The sequence below is a fragment of the Streptomyces sp. ATexAB-D23 genome, assembly GCF_000373645.1.
Classification (GTDB): domain Bacteria; phylum Actinomycetota; class Actinomycetes; order Streptomycetales; family Streptomycetaceae; genus Streptomyces; species Streptomyces castrisilvae.
The window spans coordinates 502,485-528,711 of record NZ_KB892013.1 but is presented as its reverse complement, the minus strand read 5'-3'; the positions used below and the strand labels follow the sequence as shown (position 1 = coordinate 528,711).

The following is a 26,227-nucleotide window of genomic DNA, read 5'->3' as shown; positions in this document are numbered from 1 at the left end:
CGGACATGTCAGCGCTGCTCGCGACCGAGGACCGCAGCCGTGAACTACGCGTACACGGCCTGACGGCGGACGAGCACCGTGCGCACCTGGCCACGCACGCCGACGCCGGCTTTCTGCAGTACCCGTCGTGGGCGGGCGTGAAAGAGGGATGGTCGTCGGAGAGTCTCGGCTGGCACGACGGCGACGGGGCACTGAGCGGCAGCGCGCTCGTCCTCTACCGGCAGTTCCCCGGCACCCGGAAATACTTCGCCTATCTTCCGGAAGGGCCGGTCGTGGACTGGGCCGACCCCGGCATCGACCGGTGGCTGCGGCCGCTGCTCGCCCATCTGCGCGCTGCCGGGGCGTTCGCCGTACGCATGGGGCCTTCCCCCGCCTACCGCCGCTGGGACACCCCCCGGCTCAAGGCCGCCACCGGACCCGGCCGCACCGTCCCGGACGTCCTGGCCAGCGAGGTCGACCCGCTCGGCGCGGCCGTCGCTGACCGGCTGCGGGCACGCGGCTGGCAGCGCTGCGGCGGGGACGGCGACGACGCCGACGCCCAGCCCCGGTACGTCTTCCGGGTGCCGCTCGCCGGACGCGGCACCGAGGACCTGTGGGCCGGGCTCAACCAGGAGTGGCGGCGCAATGTCCGCCGCGCGGGGAAGGCGGGGGTGCGCGTCGTGACCGGCAGCGCCGCCGAACTGCCCGAGTTCCACCGGCTGCTGCGGATAACCGAGGAACGCGACGGCTTCCGTCTCGGTCGCTCCCTCGCCTACTACCAGCGCCAGTACGCCGTGCTCAACGCCGAACAGCCGGGCCGGATGAGGCTCTGCCTCGCCGTCCACGAAGGCGAGATCCTCGCCGCGCACACCGTCATCAGCACCGGCCGGCGGGTCTGGTACCAGACGGGCGCCTCCGCCGACCACCGCCGCGAGGTCCGCCCCAGCAACGCCCTCCAGTGGCAGCTGATGTGCGACGCCCGGGATGGGGGCGCACAGGTGTACGACATGCGCGGGGTATCCTCCACCCTCGATCCCGACGACCGGCCCTTCGGGCTGCTGCGCTGGAAATTCGGCACCGGCGGACACGTCGTGGAAACCCTCGGAGAGTGGGAGACATCGGTGGGCGGAGCCGCCAACAACACGCTGTACCGGGCATTCCGGGCCTACCTGGCACGCCGGTGACGGCCGCCGACGCCGCCCCCGCGGCGGACGCCCCCGAACAGTCCGCGAACCGCGGCTCCGGTTCGGTGCTGCGCAGCGGCGCCGTGATGGCCGCCGGCTCCATCGTCTCGCGGGCGACGGGGTTCATACGCTCGGCGGTCGTCGTCGCCGCGCTCGGCACCGGACTGCGGGCCGACGGCTACACGGTCGCCAACACCGTGCCCAACATCCTCTACATGCTGCTGATCGGCGGCGCCCTCAACGCGGTCTTCGTCCCCGAACTCGTCCGCGCCGCCAAGGAACACAGCGACGGCGGCGCCGCCTACACCGACCGCCTGCTGACCCTGTGCACGGCCGGTCTGATCGCCCTCACCGCGCTCGCCGTCATCGGCGCACCGCTGATCATCTCGGTCTACGCCCCCACCTACGACGGCGAGCAGGCCGAACTCACCATCGCCCTGGCCCGCTACTGCCTGCCGCAGATCCTCTTCTACGGTCTGTTCACGCTCCTCGGGCAGGTGCTCAACGCCCGTGACCGGTTCGGCGCGATGATGTGGACGCCCGTCCTCAACAACGTCGTGATCATCGCGGTGTTCGGGCTCTATCTCTGGACGGCCGCCGGCTCGGACGGCACCCTCACTTCCGCGCAGGCCCAGTGGCTGGGCTGGGGCACCACGGCGGGCATCGCCGTGCAGAGCCTCGCGCTGGTGCCCTCCTTGCGGGCCGCGAAATTCCGCTGGCGGCCGCGGTTCGACTGGCGCGGCAGCGGACTCACCCGTCCGCTGCGCGCCGCCGGCTGGCTCGTCATGCTCGTCCTGACCAACCAGGCCGCCTACTGGGTCGTGACCCGGCTCTCCACCGCGACCGGCCAGCACGCCGTGGACCAGCATGTCGTGGGCGGCGCCGGCTACACCGCGTACAGCTACGCCTATCAGCTGTGGGTGGTGCCGCAGGGCATCGTGACCGTCAGTCTCGTCACCGCGCTGATGCCCCGGATGAGCCGGGCGGCGGCCGGCGGCGACCTGGCCGGGGTGCGGCGGGACCTCTCGTACGCGCTGCGCACCTCCGCGGCCGTGGTCGTCCCCGCCGCTGCCCTCCTGCTGGCGCTCGCGCCCTGGGTGATGGGGTCGGTCTTCGGCTACGGACGCACGGGGCCGGCGGACATCACGGTGATGGCGGGCATGATGGCCGCGTTCGCCCCCGGGCTCATCGCCTTCTCCGGGCAGTACGTGCTCTCCCGGGGCTTCTACGCGATGAGCGACACCCGCACCCCCTTCCTGCTGAACCTGGTCATCGCCGCCCTGAACGCCGGGCTCTGCGTCGTCGCCTACCTCCTGCTGCCCCCGCGCTGGGCGGTGACGGGCATGGCGGGCGCGTACTCGGTGGCCCTGCTCACCGGCTTCGCGTTCACCGCGTACGTCCTGAACCGCAGGGTCTCCCTGGTTGGTGCCGGTCGCCCCTCGCTCACCCGCTCGCCCGGGGTACGGGCCCACGCGCGGCTGACGGCCGCCTGCGTGCCCGCCGGGCTGCTGGCGTACCTGGCGGCCCGCGCCGTCGACACGGACGGGTCGGGGTCCGGGGACCTCGCCGCGCTGGGCGCGGGGACCGTCGTCCTCGCCCTGGTCGTGGCGCTGCTGGCCCGCCCCCTGGGACTCACCGAGGTCAGCGCCGCGCTGAACGCCGTCCGGGGCCGGCTGAGGCGCAGCTGAACCGGGCCCCGACCGCCCGCCCGTTCGAATCCATTCCTTGATCGCTGGGATACTGACGCCATGCCTCGCGTGCTCCTGATCGAAGACGACCCCTCCGTTCGGGAAGGGGTCGAACTGGGGCTGCGCAGGCGCGGACACGAGCTGCGGGCCGTCGGTACGGGCGAGGCGGGGCTCGCCGCGCTTGGCGATTTCCGGCCCGATCTGGTCCTCCTCGATCTCATGCTGCCCGGCATGAACGGCGTCCAGGTCTGCCGCCGGATCCGCGAGACCAGCCAGCTGCCCGTCATCATGCTCACCGCGCGCGGCGACGACTTCGACGTCGTGGTGGGCCTGGAGGCGGGCGCCGACGACTACATCGTCAAACCCGCCCGCACCGAGGTCATCGACGCCCGCGTCCGCGCCGTGCTGCGCCGGATCTCCGTCCCCGCCGGACGCGGCGGCACCGAGACGCACGGCGAGCTGACCGTCGACCGCGCGGGCCTGGCCGTCGCGAAGTCCGGCGAGCGCCTGCTGCTCGCACCCTCCGAACTGAAGCTCCTGCTCCACCTCTCGGCCTCGCCCGAGCAGGTCTTCAGCCGCCAGCAGCTCCTCGAATACGTGTGGGAGCACAGCTACCACGGGGACGCCCGGCTGGTCGACGCCTGTGTGCGCAGGCTGCGCCAGAAGGTCGAGGACGTGCCCGGCAGCCCCCGCTACATCCAGACCGTGCGCGGCTTCGGCTACCGTTTCGGACCCCTTGAGTGAAGCTCTTCGCCGCCCGCTTCGGCCTGCGCACCCGGCTGATCGCCGCGTTCCTGTTCGTCGCCGCCGTCAGCGCCGCCACCACCGCGGCCCTCACCTACCGCGAGGCCCGCTCGGCGATACTCCAGCAGGCGCAGGACACCGCCGTGTCCCAGTTCCGGGACCGGGTCGCGGCACAGGGCATCACCATTCCGCTGGACCGGGTCTGGATGCGGGAGATCTGCCTCACGCTGGCCCGGCAGGGCACCTCGCACACGTGGACCGTCTTCGCCGAATACGGCAACCTGCGGGCCTCCTCCTCGGACCGGACGACCTCCACCGTGATCACTCCCGCGCTGCGCGCCGCCGCCCGCGGCAACGCCCACGGCTCGTTCCAGCGGGTCGTCAAGGACGGCGAGCCGTGGCTGACCGTCGGCATGCCGACCCTGTTCGACCGGGGCGACGGCAGCCAGCCCACGGGCCTCGTCCTCTACGCCGTGATGCCGCTGTCCAGCGAGGAGGCCAACGTCGCCGCCATGGTCACCGCAGCCCGTGACGGCGCCCTGCCCGCCCTGCTCGTCTCCCTGGTGCCCGCCCTGCTCGCCGCCCGCAGCGTCCTGCGCCCGGTGCGCGACCTGCGCAGGGCCGCCGCCGGCATCGGCCGGGGTGAGCTGGACACCCGCATCACGGTACGCGGAAACGATGAACTCGCCGACCTCGCCTGGACGTTCAACGAGTCGTCGACCAAGCTCCAGGAGTCCGTCGACGAGCTGCGCAGGGCCGAGGAGCGGGCCAGGCGCTTCGCCTCCGACGTCTCCCACGAACTGCGCACCCCGCTCGCCGGCATGCTCGCCGTCACCGAGGTCCTGGACGAGGACGCCGGTGAACTGCGCCCGGACACCGCCGCCGCCGTCCGGCTGATCAGCGCGGAGACCGGGAAGCTCGCCACCCTGGTGGAGGACCTGATGGAGATATCCCGCTTCGACGCCCGCGCGGCGGACCTGCACCTGGACGAGATCGATGTCGCCGAGACCGTACGCAAGACGCTCCAGGGCCGCCGCTGGGAGGGCCGGGTCACCACCGAACTCGCCGACGGCGTACGGGCGGTGCTCGACCCGCGCCGCTTCGACGTGATCGTCGCCAATCTCGTCGGCAACGCGCTGAGGCACGGCGCCGAACCGGTCACCCTGCGGGTGCGCGCCGGGCGGCGGGACGACGGGGACCGGCTCGTCGTGGAGGTCCGGGACAGCGGACCGGGCATCGACGAGGCCGTGCTCCCGCACATCTTCGACCGGTTCTACAAGGCCGACGCGGCGCGCACCCGGTCGGCGGGCAGCGGTCTCGGCCTCGCCATCGCGCAGGAAAACGTCCGGCTGCACGGAGGCACGGTCAGCGCGGTGAACACCCCGGGCGGCGGCGCGGTGTTCACCGTGGACCTGCCGATGGGGGAGCGGTGAGGGGACGGCGCGCACTCGGCGCGCTGCTGCCCGTACTGCTGCTCGCGACCGCCACCGGCTGCGGCATCCGTGCGACGGACGTCGTGGAGGCCGGGGAACCGGCGACGGTGGAAGTGGCCCCGGCCGGCCGGCTCGGCACCCTGCTGTACTTCGTCTCCTCGTCCACGGCCTCCCGGCTGCTGCCGGTCGTCCGGAACGTCGGCCCGGAGGGCTATGGCGACGAGGACGGCCGGAAGCACGGTGGACCCGCCGGGGCGGCGGCCGCCGTCGCCCTGCTCTTCCAGGGGCCCGACGCGGCGGAGAAGGCGGCGGGCCTGCGCACGGAGCTGCCCGGCGACCGGGTGAAGATCGGCGTCGAGCTGAGCGCGCAGGGCGTACAGGTCACCCTCACCCTCCCGGTCACCGGACTCTCCCGGGCAGCCCGCGAACAGCTCATCTGCACCGCGGCCCGAGCCCGTACCGCCGACCGCACCGAGGCGGTCACGGTCACCGGCACGGACGGCGTCATCGGCCCGGCCCACTGCTCCGTCTGAGCAGGGACGGGAGCCGGCGCGCGAACTCCGCACGGCGCGGGCGGGTTTGGGGCGTGCGTGGTCCCGTCTTCGTCGTCAGCGGTGTGGTCAGCCGGTTTTGAGGGCGACTGCTCCGTAGACGCCGATCGCGGCCGGCCGTGCGGAGGGGGGTGTGTCCGGCCGCCAGGAGGGGACGGAAACGAGGCCGGGCGGCAGCAGTTCCAAGCCGTCGAAGAATTTCGAGATCTCGTTGTGGGAGCGCGGGGTGAGGGGCGTGGTGGCTGTGTCGTAGACGGCTTGTGCCGCGGTGCAGTCGGCGAAGTCGTCGGTGGCGTGCGAGAGCACCAGGTAGCTTCCGGCCGGGAGCGCCTCGCGCAGGGTGGCGACGATCCGTTCGGGCCTGTGCGCGTCGGTGAGGAAGTGGAGCACGGAGGTGAGGAGCAGGGCGAGGGGCCGGTCGAAGTCGATGACGTCGAGGACGTGGGGATGTTCCACCACGGCCCGCGGGTCGCGGAGGTCGGCGAGCGCGACGCCGATCGTGTCGGAGCTGCGCAGCAGGGCGTCCGCGTGTGCGGTGACGATCGGGTCGTTGTCGACGTACGCGACGCGCACGTCGGGCGCCGCTTCGAGGGCGACCTCGTGCACGTTGGGGGAATGGGGCAACCCGGTGCCGATGTCGAGGATCTGCCGCACGCCCGCGCCGACGACGTGGCGGACGGCGCGCTCAAGGAAGGCACGGTTGGCCCGCGCGCCGGCCCGCTCCTGGGGGGCGGCGGCGACGAGTTCGTCACCGGCCTGTTGATCCACCCGGTAGTTGTCCTTGCCGCCGAGCAGGTAGTCGTAGATCCTCGCGGAGTGAGGTCGGCCGGTGTCGATCACCGGGGCGGGTAAGCCATGCTGACTCAAGTGGCGCTCCTCTCGGCGATCGCTGCCGGCAAGGGGCTGCGGGGGCCGGACATGCTCTCCCGGGCCGCGTGACGTGAAGCGCGCTGTCCGGGTGTGCGACGGGCATGCGTACGTTCGGCCGACGTCCGCCAACAGGTCGACACGAGAGCCTGCCGATGGTGCGATCCTGCCCTTGCGTCCGACGACATGTCAACTAAAGTACACAAGAGCAAGATCGATGATGGCGAGAGAGATCACTACGTGAGTGCGAGCCGTGACGAGGGAGAGGCCCGGAGAGGCGCTGCCGCCGAGACGCTGTGTCCGCCGCCGAACTCCCTTGCGCAGAAGCTGAAGTCGCTCATGGCCCACCGGAAGGACGCACGGGGCAGGCCGTACGTCTCCCGCACCCTGTCGCAGGCTGTCGACGACCTGCCCGACCCGCCCGCGACGACGTCGTTCGCGCTCATCGCGAAACTTGCCGGCGGCCAGCAGGACAACCCGACGATCAAGACCGTCCTGGCCCTGTGCCAGGCCCTCGGCGACGTGCCGCCGGCATACCTGCTGCCGCACGCCGGCTACGACGACCTCGCAGCGCTCGAAGCCTTCGAGAACCCGCTCGCCCGTCGCCTGCTCGTCCTGCTGAGCGACCTTCCGGAGAGTGAAGTCCGCAAGGTGGTCGCACATCTGGAGCGCCGGCGTGAAACCCTCGGCCTGTCTTCCGTGCCGGACGACGGACCGAGCGCCGAGAAGCCGAGGAAGGCCCGGCGACGGCGGACTGAATCCGAAGCCGCCCAATACGCGGCCGATGCCCTGGAAGGTCTCTGATGGACGGCATGATATTCGGCTCCTGCGCCGTCGCGGGAGTGATCGTCACCGTGCTCTGCGCCCGGAGAGCCATGCACCACCCACGCGTGTTCACCTGGTTAATCGCCGTGGCGTTCGGTGTATGCACCCTGGGAGTCCTCTTCGCGGTACCCGCGGTCGCCAGGACGGCCGAGGACATCACCGGCCTGGACAACGCCGGGAAGCTGGTGGCGCACGTGTGCGCCATCCTCTGGTGCGCGGCACTGCAGATCACGATGGTGGACCTGGCCTACCGCCCGGAGTACCTGCGAGCCGCCATGTACCAGCGCATTTTCGCGGCAGTCGTCGTACTGGCCGTGATGGTCCCGCTCTTCCTCGCCGCGAACGGCCGGGACGTCGAGTTCACCACGGCGTACGTCGACCACCCGTCCGTGGCCGCCTACCTGCTCGTCTACCTCTCCTACGTCCTGGTCACCTGCGGCGAACTCGCCTTCATGTGCGGCCGCACTGCCCGCCGATGCCGCACCATCCGCCCCTGGACGGGCGCCGGCTTCGCGCTGTGTGCTCTCGCGGCGGTCCTGGGCGTCGGTTACACGATGTCCAAGGGCTCCTACATCGTCTTCTACACACTCGACAGCCCGTGGTCCCTCGACGTCGAGGAGGCAGTGAGCCCGGCGCTGAGCGGGCTCGCCGTCCTCTTCCTCTTCGCCGGCCTGACCATGCCGATGCTCGGCGGGCTGCTCCAGCGGCTGCGTGGACGCGAGCAGACCGCACCGGCGCGTCGGTCAGTAGTCGACCTGTAGACCTGTGGACCTGTAGGGCGCCGGGGACGGCAGTGCGGTCGGCCCCGCCTGCTCGTTTCCGTGCGCTCTTGACGCCGCGCGCCGGCCCGACCACTCTCGGAAGTACAACTGACCGACTGTGCGGGACCGGGCGATCCGGGAGCGAACGGGGGCCGCCGCGCACCGGGCATCGCCGTGACTCGTCGGAGAGGTGACCGGGCCCCGTGACGAGCGGAGCGAGCCGAACGCCACCACGGTGCCGCCCGGGAAGGAATTGCGGGTGCTCCGTGCGAATCTCCGCCCGGGGGCAGCGCGAAGGAGCAGGCGATGAATTGGCCCGGCCGGGGGATCCGCCTCCACAACGCTGACGACCGGACCGCGGACTGGCTGGCGGTGGCGCGCACGGCCAGGACACGTACGCGCATCCGACGCTGGTCGCGGGTGGAGACGACCGGCGTGCTGACGGTGCTGGGCGGTGTCCCACTGCTCGTCCTCGCCCCGTTCGCGACGCTCGCGTCGGCCATCTGGTTCGGCGTCGCCGGCATCGATCGTACGGACGTGTACTGGTGGGTGTGGGGCATCGCCGCCGGGGTGCCGCTCGTCGGAGGCGTCCTCATGGCCGTGGGCAGTCGCGAGCGCCTCGCGGCCTGCTTCGCGGACGGGTACGTGTCGACAGGCCGTGTCGACAAGGTGATCGAGCAGCCCGGCGGCGGCGACGACACCGCCTCGTATGAGTTGAGGGTCAGCGCGGAGCTGTCCGACGGAGTCGTCCTCCACCGGAAGGTGTACCTGGGCGGGAACAACCCCCGCCGGCGGGTCGGAGGGCCGGTCCGCTTCCGCCACAACACCCTCGACCCCGACGACGCGCACGACGTCCTGTTCGACGGGTTCCCCGGTCCGGACGCGAAAGCGGCGCGATCATGAGCCGGCCGGAGAGCGGAGAGTCTCCCCTGGCGCAGGCATCGGAGGACCGCCTGAATTCCGAGCGCAGGCAGTTCAGGGTCATGTGGATGGTGGTCGCCGTGCTGGTGGCCTGGCTGGCCTTCGGGTTCGTCCGGGAGCCGGCCTCCTCCTGGCCGGAGCGTTGGATCGTCGGTGGCCTCGCCTGCTGCTTCGCCGCGCCCATGATCGGGACGAGGGGCTGGCACAAGACGCTCCCCGCGCTCGACCGGACTCCACGGCAGGCCACCGTCACCGGTCGCGTCCGCTTCGACGTGGATCCCGATTCCGACAGCGACACGCCCGCCTACGACCTCATCGAGGTCCGCGTCGGCATCGGGGGCGTCCAGGTCGACACGACGATCGCCGACATCGTCGCCTCGGAGAGCCTCGCGCGCTTCGCGGTCGGCTCGGTCTGGGAGGTGTACGCGTTCGAGGACCCGGCCGAGCTGAACCACGGCCACGGGACCCGGGTCCTCCTCGCCGAACCCCACGAGGACGTCATCCGTTGCGGATACGACCTCGGCCTCCGCACGCTGCATCAGGAATCGGGACCGGGATCGGACCTGTTGCGGCGCCGCTTCGCCAACGACCGCCGTACGCGGAAAGCGTCGGGCTCATGACCAGTGAGCAGACCGATGAGTGGATGAGCCGCGCGAAGACCCCGGAGACCCGGGCACGGATCCGCCGGTGGTCGCGGTGGGAAAGAGTCGGCCAGTGGATACTGACGCTCGGCATCGTGGCGTTCGGTGCGGCGGTCCCTGTCGGCATCGGGCTCGACATCTGGTTCTGGACCGCCGGCATCGACCGGTTGGACGTCTTCGCCTGGCTGTACGGATCGAGTACGGGAGTGCTGCTCATCGGCACGGCCCTCGACTCGGGCGCAGGCTCCCGGCTCGCGGAGGCCCGGTTCGCCGACGGGCAGTGCACCACCGGCGCCGTCGAGAAGGTGATCGAGCTTCCCCAGAACGACGCGGACGGCAACCCGACCTACTGCCTCGCCGTACGTGCCGGGCTTCCGGGAGGGACCGTGCTCCGGCGCACCATCCACTGGGGATCGGGAGACTCGTTGGGGCCGGACGACCGCTGGATCGGGCGGGCGATCCGCTTCCGCCACAACACATCCGACCCTGACGACGAGCACGACGTGCTCTTCGCCGGGTGGCCCGACGACACGAAGGAGAGCCCTCGATGAGCTTCCTGCGCCCCGGCAAGCCGTCCCGCAGAGAGGAACGATTCGCCGAGGGGCACTTCGCCGTCGGCGTGATCGAGAACTCCATCGAGGAGCCCGCCGGCGAGACGCAGGGCGCCGACACGCTCGTCATCAGGGCCGGTGTGCGGGGACACCGGGTCTTCCGCCGGAGCGTGACCTGCCCGTTGTCGATGCCCGGCCGAGGCCGCGACCTGGTCGGACAGCCCGTCGGCTTCCGGCACGTGACCGACGACCCCGACGACGTGGAGGACGTGTGCGTCGTCCGGTGGCCGGACGAGGTCAGGAAGGCTCTGGAACCGTTTCGTCCGGTGGGCCCGGGGGCGAGGCGGGCACGGGCATGGCGGTTTCTGGCCCAGTGCTGTGCGGTCGTCACGGTGGGAGGGATCCTGCTGACCTCGGTGATGCTCATCGGCGTCGTGTTCACCTCCGAGGTGTTCGCCGATCTCCCGGCGTGGTTCCGGCCCGGCGTGGCCCTCGCCGCGAGTGCGGGCGCGGCGGTGCTGGGGCCGCTCGCATTCGTCCTCTGCGATTCCCGCATGTCGGCGGCTCTCGCTCGCACCCGGTGACCTCCGGCGCCTCAGCCGGTCGCGCGGTGGGAGGCGCGCGGGGCAGGCGTGGGGGACCGGGCCGTGCGAGTCACGTCGCCGACCAGTTCGACCACGTCGGGGCCGTACGCCTGGGAGTTGACCACGTTCAGCAGCAGGCGGAAGCTCGACGCCGTTGACCCGTGAATTCTTCTGGGCCGCGTGCCCGATCCCCGGGGCCGCAAGGGCCGTATCCACCTTGGACGCGCTGGTGTGCGCGGCGACCGCCGGAGTTCTGGCCGACGCATCTCGGGGGAAGCTCAGGTGCGCCGGGGCCGTCGGGCAGCGTGCTCCGGCGGCCCCGGACCACCTCACGCGGTCAGTCGATGTCCGGATCGTGGGTCTCTTCGGGTAAACGGACTGCCAGGTCGTCGGCCCATTCCAGGGCTCGGGTGCGAAGCGCGGTGATGGTGGAGTCATCGAGCCCGTAGGCGGCGAAGGCTTCGTCGTCGGTCCACTCCGCGCCGGTGAGATGTGCCCGCAGGTCCTCGCGCTCGAAGCACCAGGCGCGGCGGAGCGACTGACGCCCCGCCGTCATCCGAACCGCCCCGTCCTCCCGTCCGGCGAAGCCCCCGCCCCCGGCTTCTCGGAGCGGCCAGGCCGCGTCACCCCGCTCTCCGCCTCCCCCGCCGCTCCCCGCATCACCGACGACGGCACCCGCGCCCGCAGCCGGTCCGGCGGGTAGAACTGCCGGGCCCAGTGGCGGAACGGGCCGATCGGGCCGTCGCCGCGGGCCAGCCGGGGCGGAGACACGTACCGCTTCGTCGCCCAGACCGGGAAGTCCTGGGACACGAAAGCGCAGTTGCCCCGGAACATCACACCCGCCAGCAGCCGGTGTACCGAGCCGCTCACCCAGCGGGCCAGCGGGGCCGGGAGGGCGGCCGGCTCGGCCAGCTCGAAGCGGCTCGTCTGGCGCAGCTGGAAAGCCGCGGGCGCGATCATCGTGGTCGTGTATACGGCACAGGTGCGCGCCCCGAACCGAGGGAGCGCCGTGCACACGTGCACCCGGCTGATCCCGTTGCCCTCCAGCGTCACCTCCAGCGGACTCACGCCCAGCAGCGGCACCCGCTCCTCGGAGCGCACCGAGATCCGGAAGGACCGCCCCTCGAAGACCGCCGGCTCGGCCACCTCCGACGCGCCCCAGCCGTGCAGCGGCGTGAAGTGCCCGATGTCCACGGTGTTCTCGACCACGTCCTGGCTGTGCCCCGCCATCTCCCACGCGGCCAACCGCGGCGCCCGCGTCCCGAGCGTGTGCCAGGGCGTGAGCTCCCAGTCCGGCGCCCGCCCGTCGTGGTGCCGCCACACGAAGACGGCGCCGTCGACCTCGCGCACCGGCAGCAGGGTCAGATCCGAGGACGGCGGCGGGGGCGTGCCGTACCCCGTCCGCGTGCAGGCGCCGTCCGGGCCGAAGGCGAACCGGTGGAAGGGGCACAGCAGTTCGTCGCCCTCCAGCGCGCCGAGCCCGAGGTGCGCCCCCAGGTGCGGGCAGTACGGGCGGACCGCTCGCACCTCGCCGTCGCGGAGCCGGTAGAGCACCACGTCCTCGCCCTGGAGCGGCCGGGTCAGCAGGGCCCCCCGCACCACCTCCGATGAGAACGCCACCGAGAACCAGCCGTCGGGGTACGGCAGGACCGGCTCGTGCGCGTCGGCCGGGCTCGGGCCTTCCGTGAGCACCCGGGTGTGGCCGCGCCTCACAGCGCGACCAGCACCTTGCCGAAGGACGCCGCGCGGTCGGTGTACAGGCTGCGGTAGGCGGCGGGAATGGAGTCGAAGCCGTGGTGCACGGTCTGCTGGTAGCGGATCTCGCCGGCGCGCACCAGCGGCCCCAGCTCGGCGTGCAGCGCCGCCCAGTTGTCCTCGGTGAACCACTCCAGCGCGAAGATGCCACGGATCGTCGTGCGCGGGAACATGATGTACGGCAGCAGCCGGGGCCCGGTCCACTCGCCGCCGACCTGGCTCGCCCACTGCCAGCACACCGCGACCCGGCTGTCCACGGTGAGCATCGTGAAGACGGTGTCGGTCATGACCCCGCCGAGGTTGTCGAAGTACCGGTCGACGCCGCCAGGAGCCGCCTTCGCCAGGTCCTCGCGGAGCTGCGCCGGGTCCCCGCCGTTCCGGAAGACGACGACGGCGTCGAAGCCGAGCGCCGTCAGCCGCGCCGCCTTCTCCGGCGAACCGGTCGTGCCCACCACCCGCGCGCCCGCCCGCTTCACCAACTGCCCGACCAGCGTGCCGATCGCGCCGGACGCGCCGCTGATCAGGACCGTGTCGCCGGGCCGTACGGCCAGGAAGGTGGTGAGGGCGCCCCACGCGGTCATCCCGGCGCCGCCGAGGACGCCGAGAGCGGTGCTCAGCGGCAGCGCCTCGTCGTAGTGGGCCGGGTCCAGCTTCCTGTACGCGGGGAAGACCATCGGGAACGTGCCGGTCTGCCACAGCGCCCCCGCGCCGTTGCTGACCAGGTGGGTGCGCCAGCCGCCGAAGCCCTGCACGAGGTCCCCGACGCCGAACATCGCCCGAGGTCCGGCCGCCAGCACCTCCATGATCGAGTCGGCGCCCATGTGGTCGCCCACCGGGGTGTCCAGGGCGATCCCGTGGAGGTACGGGTCGACGGAGACGTACCGCGTGCGCAGCAGCATCTCGTCCTCGGCCAGGTCGGTGTCGAGCTCCTCCACCACCTTCACGTACATCCGGTCCACGTCCGGCACGCCGTCGTTGTGCTCGCTGACGATCCACTTCTCGGTCTTCACGGGGTCGCTCCTGCGGGTTCGATGAGTTGTACGGGGAGAGCGGCGCTGTCGTCGACGGAGGCGGTGAACGGTCGCCCGTCGTCGCGGCAGACGAAGTGCATGACGTGACGTCCCGAGGCCGCGGCCCGGATCAGGCCGCCGGTGGTGGCCCAGACGCCGGACAGATAGAAGTCCGCGAGCCCCGGCAGTCCCGGACCGTGTCGCTTGACCTCCTGCTCCACGGTCTCGCCGCTGTCCACGAACGGCTGCCAGCCGAGCACCGTGCCGTCGTAGTTGCCGGTGTAGCGGACCTGGGTGAGCGGGGTGGACACGTCCCGCACCACGATCGCGTCCCGCAGCCCGGGGTGCCGCTCGTCGAGGAAGTCCACGATCGTGTCCCGAATCTGCCGCTTGGCCCGCTGGTAGTCGCGCCCGCGCCCGACCGGCAGCGTGTGCAGCTCCTCGCCGCGGCGGATCCGGGTGAACTGCTCGGGACCGGTGCTCAGCTCCCGCCACGGCGCGATGTCGCAGAAGTACGTGGCGTACACCACGGAGGTGCCCGGCGGCGACAGCTCCGGGTAGTGGCGGCTGCGGAACTGCACGTTGACGCTGGGGTGCCGGATGCCGGTGAGCCGTTCCGCGACCGCGTCCTCCAGGAGGTACGTGGTGCAGGGCTCGCCGTCCGGGAAGGGCCGGCGCAGCCCCAGGAAGACCGTGAGATAGCCGGGGAAGACCATGTCGGGTTCCGTGATGGTCCGGGTGTACAGCTCCCGGTACGTGTCGGTGAGGTAGCGGCCCTTCAGCAGGTCGAGGAGCGTGGTGCGCCCGTCGCAGGCGGAGACCACGATGTCCGCCCGCAGCTCCGTGCCGTCGCTCAGCCGGACCCCGGCCGCCCGGTCGTTCTCCACCAGGATCTCCACGACCCTGGCGTTGTACACGACTTCGCCGCCGAGCCCCCGGTAGCGCTCCTCGACCGAGCGGGCCAGGCCCAGCGAGCCGCCCTCGGGGACACCGGCCGAGGCGTCGGCGTGCGCCGCGAGCTGGAAGTAGAACGGCAGCACGGGGAAGTTGGGATGCTTCTCGTACAGGATGAAGTTGAACGCCTCGCGCAGCAGCGGGTCCCGGAAGCGCCGCGAGTAGTCCCGCATCAGCGTGCCGATGGAGCGCCGGATCACGTTGAAGTAGGGGGCCAGGGACGCCAGCATCCGCCAGCGCTCCAGGCGGCCCATGAGCCCGACCGGGGTGAGGAACGGGTAGCGGGCCAGTGCCTTGCGGAAGGTCCGCAGCCCCGCGCAGAAGTCGCGGATCACCCGGGCGTCGCCGGGGGAGAGGGCGAGCAGGTGCGCTTCGAGGCGGTCCGGATCGGAGTAGAAGTGGACCGCCCGCCCGTCCCGGCCGCGCACCGTGTTGAACACGTCGAAGTTGCGCATCCGCTTGCCCTGGAGCGCGCCGAGCTCCAGCCAGATCTGGTGCATCTCGTTGCCCGGCCCGCTGCCGAGCAGCCAGCTCACACAGCAGTCGAGGGTGAAGTCGCCCCGGTCCCAGGCCGTGCAGGAGCCGCCCGGGATCTCGTGCATCTCCAGCACCCTGCTGCGATAGCCGTTCATCTGGGCGTAGCAGCCGGTGGAGAGCCCGCCGAGCCCTCCGCCGACGATCAGCATGGTCCTTCTGGTCATTCGGCCACCGCCGCGTTCCCGGCGTTGCCCCGCTGTTCGAGTCGTGGCAGTCGGCCCAGCTTCCCGGGATGCCACGGCCCGGCACCCTCGCTCGGCCAGGCCCGGAACTCCCGGCCCAGCTCGTCGCAGAGGAACTGGACCGCGTACCGGCCGCTGGTCGCGGCCCGGATCAGGCCGCCCATCCCGGTCCACTGCCCGGCCATCGAGAAGCCGCTCAGCCCCGGCAGCCGCATCCGGTCCCGGTCCACCAGCGCGGTCGACACGTCGTCGGCCTCGGAGAACGCCTTCCAGGCCAGGATGCTGCCGTAGGTGTTGCCGGTGTACCGCTCCGTCGTCGCCGGCGTCGCCACGTCCACCAGCTCGATCCGCTCCTTGAGGCCCGGATGACGCTCGGTCAGGAAGCCCCGCAGGAAGTCGACGACCTCCTGCTTGCGCTCCCGGTACGCCCGCCGGTCCGCCTTCCGCAGATCCTGCCAGGACCGGTGGTCGGTGAAGTACGTGCAGTGCAGTACCGACTTCCCGGCCGGTGCGAAGCCGTCGGCGTAGTCGGACCGCCGCTGCACCACCAGACTGTGCTGGAGGCTCCCCGGCAGCGCCGCGCCGCGCTCCGGACCGAGGAGGTACGTGGTGCTGTGTGGCTCACCGGCGGGCAGCGGGCCGTCGATCCCGACGAACGCGGAGACCACCGCGGGGTACAGGTTGTCCGGCCGGTCCAGCAGCTCCGTGTACAGCCGCTCGGTGCGCGGGCTGCTCCACCGCCCCTCCAGCAGCCGGTCCAGCACCGTCGGTCCGTCGCAGGCGGCGATCACGTGGTCGGCGAAGTGCTCCTGCCCGTCCCGCAGCCGTACGCCGACCGCCCGCCCGTCCTCGACGAGGATCCGCTCCACCCGGGCGCGGTAGCCGATGTGCCCGCCGAGCCCCGTGTACCGCTCCTCCACGGACCGGGCCAGACCCAGCGAACCGCCCTCAGGGAAACCCGCGTTGCCGTTGAAGGCGCAGGACATCGTGAAGAGGAAGGGGAGCAGCGGGAAGCCGGTCAGCTCCTGGAGGAACATGTTCGGGAACGCCTGGCGCAGCAGCGGGTCCTCGAAGCGGTCCGCGAACCGGCGCATCGGCGTGGCCGCGGTGCGCCAGTACAGCCGGAACGCCGGCAGGATCGCGAGCAGCGTTCGCGCCTTCTCCGTCAGGGACTTCAGCGGCGGAGGCTTCAGCTCCCAGTGCGGGGCGAGCCCCGCGAAGCGCCTGAGGTCCCGGCAGAACGCCCGGATCAGGAGCTCGTCGCCGGGCGAGAGCTCCAGCAGGTGCTTCTGGAGCCGGTCCGGGTCGTTGTAGAACGTGACGGACCGGCCGTCCTCCGTCACCACCCGGTTGAACTGGTCGAAGTGGGTGATCCGCTTCCCGTCCAGCGCCCCGAGCTCGCGCCACACGTCGTTCGCTCCGGTCCCGGGTGCCGTGCCGATCAGCCAGTCGATGCAGTAGTCGAAGAGGTAGCCCTGCCGAGCCCAGGCGGTGCAGCAGCCCCCTGGCAGCACGTGTTTCTCGAAGATCCGGCTCTCCAGCCCACTCATCTGCGCGTAGCAGCCGGCGGCCAGACCCGACATGCCCGCGCCGATGATGATCACCCGGGGCCGCCCGCCGGGAGGCCGGGCCTCCCAACGGGGCCCGCCGTCACGCACGCCCATCCGGGGCACCTCCCGCCAGCAGTGCCCGGACCAGCTCCGCGTTCCCGTCGAGGAACGAGCCGTCGAGCATCTCGGCGTGCCGCCCGTGCCCCTCGCGTACGGTGCACCCGGCGGCGGTGACCCCGTGCCAGCCGCCGGGCTCGTCCGCCGCGAAGCGGAGCAGCTTGTCCTGGTCGGAGATCACCGCGATCGGCGCGCCGAGCACACCGAGCGACGGGTGAGCACCGCAGTGCGCCAGGTACTCGCGGGCCTGCTCCACGGTCTCCCGGGCGACGATCTCGGAACCGGTGTGCCGCCGCAGGTGCTCCGCGAGCTCCGCCTCGAACTCGGCCAGGTGCTTCTCGCCGAGGGCGACGGCCTCGGCGATCCGGTACGAGTCCATGAGCAGCACGAGGTCCACCGCGCGGCCCCGCCGCTCCAGCTCCCCGGCGATCTCGAACGCGAGGTTGCCGCCGAGGGAGTAACCGAACAGCGTGTACGGCCCGCCCGGGTGCAGCTCCTCGGCCAGATCCGCGTACCGGGCCGCCTTGTCCGGACCCGACAGGTAGTTGAACGCGGCGAAGCGGTGCTCGGGCAGCCGCGCCGCGAGCTGCCGATACACCAGCCCGTGCCCGCCCGCGGGCGGCAGGCAGAACACCGTCGCCGCCGGGTCCGCGCCCGGGTTGAACCACAGATACGGCTCGGCGCCGGGCAGCCGCCCGGTGACGACGTCCTCCAGGGTGCGGGCCATGCCGTGCAGGGTGCTGGTCCGGAATAGCCGCCCGACCGGCACGGACGCGTTGAACTCGGTCCGCAGGTGGTGGATCAGTTCGATCAGCTTGATCGAACTGCCACCCGCCTCGAAGAAGTCGTCCCGCAGCCCCGGTCGCTCCAGCCCGAGCAGCGACCGCCAGTGCGCGGCCATCCGCGTCTCGTACAGCGTCACCGGCGGTTCGTACCTCTCCGGTCCCGCCTCCGCGCGCGGCTCCGGCAGCGCGCCGAGATCGACCTTGCCGTTCGCGGTCAGCGGCAGCGCGGACAGCTCCGTGAAGTGCGCCGGGATCAGATACGTCGGCAGCTGCTCCGCGAGGTGGCGGCGCAGCTCCCGGGCGTCGGCCACCGCGCCCGGCGCGGGCACGCAGTAGGCGCACAGCGCGTTCTCGCCCGTCTCGTCCCGCCGTACCGTCACGCACACCTGCGCCAGCTCGGGCCGGGCGGCCAGCCGCCCCTCGATCTCCCCGGTCTCCACCCGGTGGCCGCGCACCTTCACCTGCCCGTCGGCCCGCCCGAGGAGGTGCAGCACCCCCTCCGCGTCCCAGTGCCCGAGGTCCCCCGTCCGGTACAGCCGTACGGGTTCGCCGCCCGGTTCGAGGGTCACGAACCGTTCGGCCGTCCGCTCCGGATCGCCCAGGTAGCGGTCGGCGACGCCGGCGCCGCCGATCCACAGCTCACCGGCCACCCCCGGCGGCACCGGCTCGCCGTGCCGGTCGAGGACGTACAGCTCGGTGTTGGGCAGCGGCCGGCCTACCGGCACCATCCGGCCCGGCTCCAGCCCCTCCGCCGGCCCCTCGTAGTAGGCGCTGTCGATGGTGGCCTCGGTCAGCCCGTAGGAGTTGACCACCCGGGTCCCCGGCCCGCACAGCGCGACCAGCCTCCGGTGCTCGCCCGCCCGCCAGGCGTCCGAGCCGACGATCACCAGGCGCATGAACTCCAGGCCCAGCCCCTCCCGCTCGCAGTGCGCCAGCAGCCCGCGCGCCACCGACGGCACGAACTCGCCGCAGTCCACGCCCTCCGCGCGCATGGTCCGGTAGAGCCGCGCGGTGTCGAAGAGGAGGTCCCGGTCGACGAGGACCAGCGTCCCGCCCGAACACAGCGCCCGGACCAGGTCCCCGGTGAACACGTCGAAGGAGACGCCCGCCATCTGCAGGTGCGCCCGGACGTCGGTGTCCAGCCGGTACTCCTGCTGCCAGGCGACGAACACCGAGGCCAGGTTGCGGTGGCTGACCCGCACCGCCTTGGGGCGGCCGGTGGAACCCGAGGTGTGGATCACGTATGCCGTCTGATCGAGGCCCACGGCCGGCTCCGGCCGCTCCTCGGTCACCGGCCGGTCCAGCTCGTCGAGGGTGACCGGCCGTCCCGGCAGCCGGGCCGCCCGGCCCCGCCGCCCGTCGGTCAGAACCAGCGTGGCCCCGGCGTTCTCCATCAGCTCGGCCAGCCGCTCCGCCGGGTGGTTCGGGTCCAGCGGCAGATACGCGCCCCCGGCCCGCCACACCGCGAGCAGCGCGATCACCAGCTCCGGCGACTTCGCGAGACGCACGGCCACCACCGTCCCGGCACCGACGCCGCGTTCGCGCAGCGAGGCCGCCACGCGCCGCGAGCGCTGGTCCAGCTCCCGGTAGCCGAGCCGCCGCCCGCCCGGCACGGACACCGCGACCGCCTCCGGGAACTGCGCGGCGATCTTCCCGATCAGCTCGTGCACCGGCACGTCGTGGTCGATCCGCCGGCCGACGCCGCCGAACCCGGTAACGATCCGCTCCCGTTCCCCGGCCCCCAGCATCGGCAGCCGTCCCGCCGGGCGCTCGCCCTCCGCGCGGGTCAGGCCGTCGAGGAGGTTCCGGTAGTGCGCGGCCATCCGACGCACCGTCGCCGCGTCGAACAGGTCGGTGTTGTACTTCAGCACGCAGTGGAAGCGCCCGTCGGACCGGTCCTCGTACGCGGACAGCGTGACATCGAACTGCCCCTCTTCCTCCGGGAGTTCGATGTAATCGAGTGTGTACCCGAAGCGCTCCACGGCCACCTTGTGGGTGAGCAGGATGAACATCGCCTGGAAGACCGCCGAGCGGCTCGGGTCGTGCTGGAGGCCCAACTGCTCCACGAGCAGCACGAACGGGTACTCCTGATTGTCGAGGCCCCCGAGGACCGTCTCCCGCACCCGGCCCAGCAGCTCGGCCACCGACGGCTCCCCCGCCAGGCTCACGTGCAGCGGCAGCGGATTGACGAAGTAGCCGTAGACGGTGGCGAACTCCTCCTCGGTGCGCCCGGTGACGGGGCTGCCGACCACGATCTCGTCCTGCCCCGACCAGCGGTGCAGCAGCAGGTAGTACGCGGTGAGCAGCACCGTGAACACGGTGACGTTGTGCTCCCGTGCCAGCGTCTGCACCCGGGCGCTGAGCTCGTCGTCGAGCTGGAAGAACTCGGAGGCGCCGTTGTCGGTCTGCACCGGCGGGCGCGGCCGGTCGGTGGGCAGGTCGAGCGCCGGGACCTCCCGCGACAGGTGCTCCCGCCAGTACTCAAGCATCCGCCGCGCCTCGGGCCCGGCCAGGAAGCGGTTCTGCCGGTTGAGGAAGTCCAGGTAGTGGGCCCGGACCGGGGCCAGCTCCGCCGGCCGGCCGGTGCGCAGCCCGTGGTAGACCTCGAACAGCTCCTCGATGAAGGTGAAGGTGGAGATCGCGTCCGAGACGATGTGGTGGACCGCCTTCATCAGCACCCAGCGGTCCGGGGCCCGTCGGAACAGCCGCAGCCGCACCAGAGGATCCCGCTCCAGGTCGTACGGCCTGCGGTACTCCGCTACCAGCCGGGCGCGGACCTCGTCCCAGGGCAGCCCGGACACATCGAGAAGACCGGTGTCGGCGATAGCCTCGGGCCGTACCCGCTGGACCGGATGCCCGTCCTCGGTGGTGATGTTGACGCGCAGGCTCGGATGCCGGGCGATCAGCGTCCGGAAGGCATCGAACAGAAGCTCCGGGTCGAGCTCCGCGCGCACCTCCACCGCGCCGCCGATGTTGTACGCGAAGCCGTCCGGGTTGAGCTGCCGGAGGAACCACAGGGCCTGCTGGTTGTGGGTGAGTGGGTAGCACGCCTCGTCGGTGAACAATTCCACCGCCGTCTCCGCCACCGGACCTCCGGCCGCCGCGAGTTCGGTCAGCCCCGCGTGCAGCCGCTCGGTCAGCTCGGTCACCGGTCCATTGCTGAGCAGCGCCACCACCGGCAGCGAGACCCCCAGCTCGGTGTGGGTCCGGGCCCGCAGCTCCATGGCGAGCAGCGAGTCCAGACCGAGCGTGCCGAGCCGGGCGTCCGCGTCGACCAGCTCCGGCCGTACCCGCAGCACACCCGCCGCGAGGGCCGCGAACCGCTCGGCCACCAACGCCGTACGCGCCGTCTCGTCGGCGGCGCGGAACGCGTCGAGCAGACTGCCGCCCTGCCCGGCCTGGACCTCCCGCGCCGCCGCGGCGGCGAGCGCCGACACCAGCGGCGGCGGGGTGGGATACCAGGACAGGAACACCGGCCAGTCCACCACCGCGGCCACCAGCAACTGGGCCCGGTCCTGCCCGATCACCCGCTCCAGGACCGCCATGCCCGCCTCCGGCGCCAGCGAGCTCATCCCGCGCGCGTCCCGGTAGTGGGCGACCAGCCCGAGCTCCTCGATCATGCCGGTGGCCCACGGCCCCCAGTCCAGGCTGAGCGCGGGCAGACCGAGCGCCCGGCGGTGATGGGCGAGCGCGTCCAGGAACGCGTTCCCGGCCGCGTAGTTGACCTGACCGGCCGTGGTCAGCAGCGAGGCGACCGACGCGAACAGTACGAAGTGCTCGACCGGCTCGTCGCGCAGCAGCCGGTGCAGCAGGTACCCGCCATGCACCTTCGGCCCGTAGCCCGCGTCGAACGCTTCGCGGTCCAACGACGGCAGCAGGACGTCCCGCACCTGTCCCGCGAGGTGGAACACGCCCCGCACCGGCGGCAGACCGGCGGCCCGACGCCCGGCCAGCCAGCCCTCCATGGCCGCCGCGTCGGTCACGTCCACCGCGGCGACCAGCACCTCTGCGCCGAGCGCTTCGAGTTCGCGCAGGAACGCGACCCGCCGCCCCTCGGGGCCGCCCGGATCGAGCCCCCGCCACGCGCCGCGCTCCGGCACGCCGGTGCGGCCGAGCAGGACCAGGCGCCGGGCCCCGCGCCGTACCAGGGTGCGGCAGAGCAGCCGCCCCAGCGCCCCGAACGCGCCCGTGACCAGATAGGCGCCGTCCGCGCGCAGCCGCAACGGCAGCGGACGGGTCAGCCCCGCGGGCGGACGCAGCCGGCTGAGGTGCCGCCGCCCGGACCGCAGCGCGATCTCGCCCTCGCCGTCGTCCGCCGTGAGCGCGCGCAGCAGCACCTCGGCCTCGCCGGGACCCCCGGCCGGGTCGAGATCGATCAATTTGCCGCTGTGACCGGTGAGCTCCTGCTGCCACAGCACCCGGCCGATGCCCCAGGCGGGCGCGCCGAACGGCTCCACCGGTTCGCCCGGCACCACCGCCTGGGCGCCCCGGGTGACGATGTGCAGCCGCCCCTCCGGGCACGCCTCGGGCAGTACCTGGGCGAGCAGGACGAGCGAGTAGCCGCCGACCGTGCCGATCCCGTCGAGGTCCGCCGCGCCGACGGTGTCCAGCGGGGGCAGATCGAGGTTCCACAGATGCACCACGGCTCCGAACCCCGGCCCGATTTCGTCGAACAGCCTGCGCAGATCGGCCGCCGAATCGGGTCGCACGGTCATGTGCCGGGCCCCGCTTCGGTATCGGCTGCCCGGACGGACCAGCCGGCACCGCCCGCCGCGCGCCACGACCGCCTCGGCCATCCGCTCGCCCAGCCCGCCCTCGTCGGCGAAGACCACCAGGTCGGGCGCGGGGGAGCCGTCGGGGCCGTCCCCGGTCCCCTCGGCGGTCCCGCAGTCCTCCGGCGCCTCGGTGGGTGTCTCCTCCCAGACCACCTCGGCCAGCCAGCCGTCGATGGTGCCGAGCCTCACCGAGGAAGCCACCCGGTCCACCGCCGCCGCGCGGAAGCCGCTGATCCGGCCGAGCGGCGTCCCGTCCTCGGCGTACAGGGCGAGGTCGCCGACCAGTTCCTCGTCGCTCTCCGCGGTCACCGTCGCGTGCGCCCACAGGGCCCGGTCGCCGACCGCGTCCAGCCGCAGCTCCGCGATGCCGACGGGCAGCCGGATCCCGGCGGACCGGCCGTCGTCCGGCGTCATCGCGGTGAGCATGGTCTGGAAGCAGGCGTCCAGGAGCACGGGGTGCACATGGCAGTCCGCGGCCCCGTCGCCCATGTCCGGGGTGGGCCGGACCAGCGACAGCGCCTCGCCGGGCGCCGTCCACACCTCGTCGATCGCCCGGAACGCCGGGCCGTAGTGATAGCCGAGCGCCGCCAGCTCGCCGTAGCACGCCTCCCGGTCGAGCCGACGCCCCGTCCGCGCCCGTACCGCGTCCGTGTCCAGCGGTTCCGCCAGCCGGCGTGGCTGCCCGGTGCGGACGACCCCGCTCGCGTGGACCGTACGGTCCGGAGCCCCGGTCCCGAAACCGGCGAGGGACGCGATGGTGAACCCGGCCTCCTCCGGAGCGAAGGCGAGCTGGACGGTCGTCGCCTCGCCGTCGGGCAGGAACAGGGCCCGGGAGAACTCGACGTCGGCCAGGGTCGCCGTGTCGCCGCCGGTCAGGGCCCGGACCGCCTGCGCGGCCATCTCCAGGTACCCGGCGGCCGGGAAGACCGTGCTGTCCTCGATCCGGTGGTCGGCCAGGTACGGCAGCCGCTCGGTGTCCAGCCGGCTCTCCCAGGTCGGCTGCAGCGCGGAGGTCCGCCGGCCGAGCAGCGGGTGGTCCAGCCGGCCGAGCCGGATCTGCTCCACCGGCGCGGGCTCCACCCAGTACCGGTCCCGCTGCCACGGATAGCCCGGCAGCGGCACCGGCCGCCCCACGGGCTGGAGCACCGACCAGTCCACGTCGACGCCCAGCGTGTACAGCTCCGCGAGGGAGCGGGCGAACCGCTCGGGCTCGTCCTCCCGGCGCCGGATCGACGGCAGCGTCACCCCCTCGACCGCCCGGCCCTCCAGGCACTCCCGGATCGAGTGGCCGAGCACCGGGTGCGGACCGATCTCCAGGAACAGCGTGTACCCGTCGTCGACCAGCCGGTCGACCGCGGCACGGAACCTGACGGGCCGCCGGACGTTCTCCCACCAGTACGCGGCGTCCAGCTCCGGCCCCCGCGCACGCCCCTCGCGGGCGGTCAGATACAGCGGGAGACCGGCGGCGCGCGGCGCGATCCCGGACAGTGCCTCGTGCAGCTCGGCCTCGATCGGGTCCATCCGCACGCTGTGGTACGGCACTTCGACGTCGAGGAACCGGGCGAAGACCTGCTCCCGCTCCAGCCGCCCGGCGAGCTCCCCGAGGGTGTCCCGGTCCCCGGACAGCGTCACCGACGCCGGGCTGTTCACGGCGGCGACCGACACGTGGTCCCGGTACGGGCGGACCAGCCGCTCGGCCTCCTCCTCGGACAGGTTCGCCGCCAGCATCACGCCGGTGCCCGCGAGCCGGTGCTGGAGGGCGCTGCGCGCCAGCGCGACCCGGACGGCGTCCTCCAGGCCGTACACCCCGGCCCGGTGGAAGGCCGCGATCTCGCCGGTGCTGTGCCCGACGACGGCGTCCGGCCGCACCCCGTGGTGTTCCCACAGCGCCGCGAGCCCCGCCTGGACGGCGAAGTTGGCGGGCTGGGCGAGCCAGGTCTCGGCCATCCGGGACTCCGCCTCGGGCCGGGTCAGCTCGTCGAGCAGCGACCAGCCAGCCTGGCGCCGGATCTCCCGGTCGCAGCGCTCGACCGCCTCCCGGAACACGGGCTCGGCGTCCAGGAGCTCGCGCCCCATGCCCCACCACTGCGGCCCCATGCCGGTGAACACCCACACCAGCCGCTGCGCCCCGGGCTCCCGGAGGCGGCCCCGCACGGCCCGGGGGTGCTGTTCCCCGCGCTCGCAGGCGGCCAGTACCTCGTCGAGGGAGCCGGGCGGGCCGAGGGGGGAGTGGACGACGGCGAGGCGCTCCTCGAAGTGCTGGCGGCGGTGGGCCAGGGTGTGCCCGAGGTCCGCGAGGGGCACTCCGGCGGCAAGTTCGCGGCGGACGCCCGCGGCCAGTTCGGCCGGGCCCGACGCGTGCCGGGCGCTCAGCGGGAGGATCGAGCGGGCGGGCGTCCGGGCCGTCGCGCGCGGCTCCTGCGGCGGGCGGGGCGGCGCCTCCTCCAGCAGGACGTGGGCGTTGGTGCCGCCGAAGCCGAAGGAGTTGACGCCTGCCCGCGCGGGTCCCTCGTGCTCGGGCCAGTCGACCGGCGCGGTCGGGATCTCGAAGGGCAGCGCGGCGAAGTCGATGGCGGGGTTGGGCTGTTCGAGGTTCAGGTGCGGCGGGATGCGGCGGTGCCGGAGGGCCAGCGCCGTCTTGATCAGGCCCGCGACGCCGGCGGCGGCCTCCGTGTGCCCGATGTTGGTCTTGACCGAGCCGACGTAGCACCGCGCCCCGGGCGCCCGGCCCTGCGCCAGCACCCGGCCCAGCGCCCGCGCTTCGATCGGGTCGCCGACGGGGGTGGAGGTGCCGTGCGCCTCGACGTACTGGAGGCTGCCCGGTGTCACTCCCGCCTCGGCGCAGACCCGCTCGATGAGCGTGGCCTGGGCGTCGGCGCTGGGCACGGTGATGCCGTTGGTGCGGCCGTCCTGGTTCACCCCGCTGCCGATCACCACGGCGTGCACCGGGTCGCCGTCGCGCAGCGCGTCCGAGAGGCGCTTGAGCGCCACGACGCCGACGCCCTCGGCCCGTACGTAGCCGTCGGCGGAGGCGTCGAAGGCGCGGGAGCGTCCGTCGGGAGAGAGGAAGCCGCCCTTGGTCTCGGCGATGGTGTACTGCGGCGCGAGGTGCAGCAGGGTGCCTCCGGCCAGGGCGAGTTCGCTCTCGCCGCGCTGCAGGCTCTGGCAGGCCAGGTGGACCGCGACCAGGGAGGAGCTGCACGCCGTGTCGATCGAGACGCTGGGACCGCGGAAGTCGAGGCAGTGCGAGATGCGGTTCGAGACCATCGTCATCATCGTGCCGGTCGCGGTGTGCGCGGCCAGCGTCTCGAAGCCGAGGTCGGCGAACTGCAGGATCTTGTAGTCCAGGGTGAAGGCGCCGATGAAGACGCCGACGTCCCGCCCGGCCAGTTCGGCGGGCCGCTGCCCGCCGTCCTCCAGCGCCTCCCAGGACACCTCCAGGAGCTTGCGCTGCTGCGGGTCCATGTGCTCGGCCTCGCGCGGGCTGATCCCGAAGAAGTGGGGGTCGAACTCGTCGAAGCCGTCGATGTAGCCGCCCCGGCCGCCGGTCAGCCGGCCCGGCTTGGCCCGGTCGCGGCTGCCGAGGGTCGTGGTGTCGTACCGGTCCGCCGGGGTGGGGACGAGACAGTCCCGGCCTTCGACCAGATTGCGCCAGAAGGACCGGTGGTCACCCGCGTGTCCGGGGAGCCGGCAGCCGATGCCGATGATGGCGACCTTGTCGCGGTGGGCGGCGCTGGGTGAGTCCGTCATGGTCCAATCCGGTGGAGACGACGCTCGGTACGGGCCGGGCGCGGGCGTACGGGGGCACGACGCCGGTACGGCGCGGTACGGAG

Annotated in this window: 17 protein-coding genes and 1 pseudogene; 11 read left to right on the top strand and 7 right to left on the bottom strand. The window is 72.7% G+C overall.

Annotated elements, in window-relative coordinates:
- Positions 1–5: 5 nt before the first annotated feature.
- From B082_RS0115400 to B082_RS0115380, 5 genes are read left to right on the top strand one after another with little or no spacing between them, the layout of a single operon-like run.
- Complete coding sequence (locus B082_RS0115400) at positions 6–1,163, top strand: lipid II:glycine glycyltransferase FemX (protein WP_018552705.1); 1,158 nt, start codon at positions 6–8, stop codon at positions 1,161–1,163.
- Positions 1,160–2,851, top strand: coding sequence for a murein biosynthesis integral membrane protein MurJ (murJ, locus tag B082_RS0115395; RefSeq protein WP_018552704.1), 1,692 nt, complete (start codon positions 1,160–1,162; stop codon positions 2,849–2,851). Before B082_RS0115400 ends, murJ begins: the two co-directional genes overlap by 4 nt.
- Positions 2,852–2,911: 60 nt before the next feature.
- Positions 2,912–3,595 carry a response regulator transcription factor gene (locus B082_RS0115390; protein WP_026249818.1) on the top strand — a complete coding sequence of 228 codons (684 nt, stop codon included), beginning with the start codon at positions 2,912–2,914 and terminating at the stop codon, positions 3,593–3,595.
- Positions 3,592–5,028, top strand: a complete 1,437-nt coding sequence (locus B082_RS0115385) for a sensor histidine kinase (RefSeq protein WP_018552702.1) — start codon at positions 3,592–3,594, stop codon at positions 5,026–5,028. Before B082_RS0115390 ends, B082_RS0115385 begins: the two co-directional genes overlap by 4 nt.
- Positions 5,025–5,561 (top strand): hypothetical protein, encoded by a 537-nt coding sequence (locus B082_RS0115380; RefSeq protein ID WP_018552701.1) that lies wholly within the window; start codon positions 5,025–5,027, stop codon positions 5,559–5,561. Before B082_RS0115385 ends, B082_RS0115380 begins: the two co-directional genes overlap by 4 nt.
- A gap of 87 nt (positions 5,562–5,648) precedes the next feature.
- Here B082_RS0115380 and B082_RS0115375 read toward each other — a convergent pair whose 3' ends face one another.
- Entirely contained in the window at positions 5,649–6,446 is a 798-nt protein-coding gene (locus B082_RS0115375; protein WP_026249817.1) for an SAM-dependent methyltransferase, read from the bottom strand.
- Between the two features lie 186 nt (positions 6,447–6,632).
- On the opposite strand from B082_RS0115375, the gene B082_RS0115370 reads away from it, so the two are divergent.
- From B082_RS0115370 to B082_RS0115345, 6 genes are all read left to right on the top strand, one after another.
- Positions 6,633–7,250, top strand: coding sequence for a hypothetical protein (locus tag B082_RS0115370; RefSeq protein ID WP_234018159.1), 618 nt, complete (start codon positions 6,633–6,635; stop codon positions 7,248–7,250).
- The gene (locus B082_RS0115365; protein ID WP_018552698.1) at positions 7,250–8,032 is read left to right on the top strand and encodes a hypothetical protein; all 783 of its coding nucleotides are present in this window, start codon (positions 7,250–7,252) and stop codon (positions 8,030–8,032) included. Before B082_RS0115370 ends, B082_RS0115365 begins: the two co-directional genes overlap by 1 nt.
- A 306-nt stretch (positions 8,033–8,338) precedes the next feature.
- Entirely contained in the window at positions 8,339–8,935 is a 597-nt protein-coding gene (locus B082_RS0115360; RefSeq protein ID WP_018552697.1) for a hypothetical protein, read from the top strand.
- An 86-nt stretch (positions 8,936–9,021) separates the two neighbouring features.
- Entirely contained in the window at positions 9,022–9,573 is a 552-nt protein-coding gene (locus B082_RS37455) for a hypothetical protein (RefSeq protein ID WP_158688875.1), read from the top strand.
- Positions 9,570–10,145, top strand: coding sequence for a hypothetical protein (locus B082_RS0115350; protein WP_018552695.1), 576 nt, complete (start codon positions 9,570–9,572; stop codon positions 10,143–10,145). The genes B082_RS37455 and B082_RS0115350 overlap by 4 nt, the downstream gene beginning before the upstream one ends.
- Complete coding sequence (locus B082_RS0115345; protein ID WP_018552694.1) at positions 10,142–10,729, top strand: hypothetical protein; 588 nt, start codon at positions 10,142–10,144, stop codon at positions 10,727–10,729. The genes B082_RS0115350 and B082_RS0115345 overlap by 4 nt, the downstream gene beginning before the upstream one ends.
- A gap of 337 nt (positions 10,730–11,066) precedes the next feature.
- On the opposite strand, the pseudogene B082_RS36135 reads toward B082_RS0115345, so the two are convergent.
- The 6 genes and pseudogenes from B082_RS36135 to B082_RS0115315 form a co-directional block, all read right to left on the bottom strand.
- Positions 11,067–11,246 (bottom strand): annotated as a pseudogene (locus B082_RS36135) (hypothetical protein); the annotation flags it as partial.
- Positions 11,247–11,281: 35 nt separating this feature from the next.
- A complete protein-coding gene (locus tag B082_RS0115335) occupies positions 11,282–12,442 on the bottom strand; it encodes a Rieske 2Fe-2S domain-containing protein (RefSeq protein WP_018552692.1) in 1,161 nt (386 codons plus the stop codon).
- On the bottom strand, positions 12,439–13,494 hold the full coding sequence (locus B082_RS0115330) for an MDR family NADP-dependent oxidoreductase (protein ID WP_018552691.1): 1,056 nt from the start codon (positions 13,492–13,494) through the stop codon (positions 12,439–12,441). Before B082_RS0115330 ends, B082_RS0115335 begins: the two co-directional genes overlap by 4 nt.
- Positions 13,491–15,134: a phytoene desaturase family protein gene (locus tag B082_RS0115325; RefSeq protein ID WP_018552690.1), complete on the bottom strand. Its 1,644-nt coding sequence runs from the start codon at positions 15,132–15,134 to the stop codon at positions 13,491–13,493. Before B082_RS0115325 ends, B082_RS0115330 begins: the two co-directional genes overlap by 4 nt.
- Before the next feature lie 11 nt (positions 15,135–15,145).
- Positions 15,146–16,831 (bottom strand): phytoene desaturase family protein, encoded by a 1,686-nt coding sequence (locus tag B082_RS0115320; protein WP_018552689.1) that lies wholly within the window; start codon positions 16,829–16,831, stop codon positions 15,146–15,148.
- Positions 16,818–26,144, bottom strand: coding sequence for a non-ribosomal peptide synthetase/type I polyketide synthase (locus tag B082_RS0115315; protein WP_018552688.1), 9,327 nt, complete (start codon positions 26,142–26,144; stop codon positions 16,818–16,820). Before B082_RS0115315 ends, B082_RS0115320 begins: the two co-directional genes overlap by 14 nt.
- Positions 26,145–26,227 lie beyond the last annotated feature (83 nt).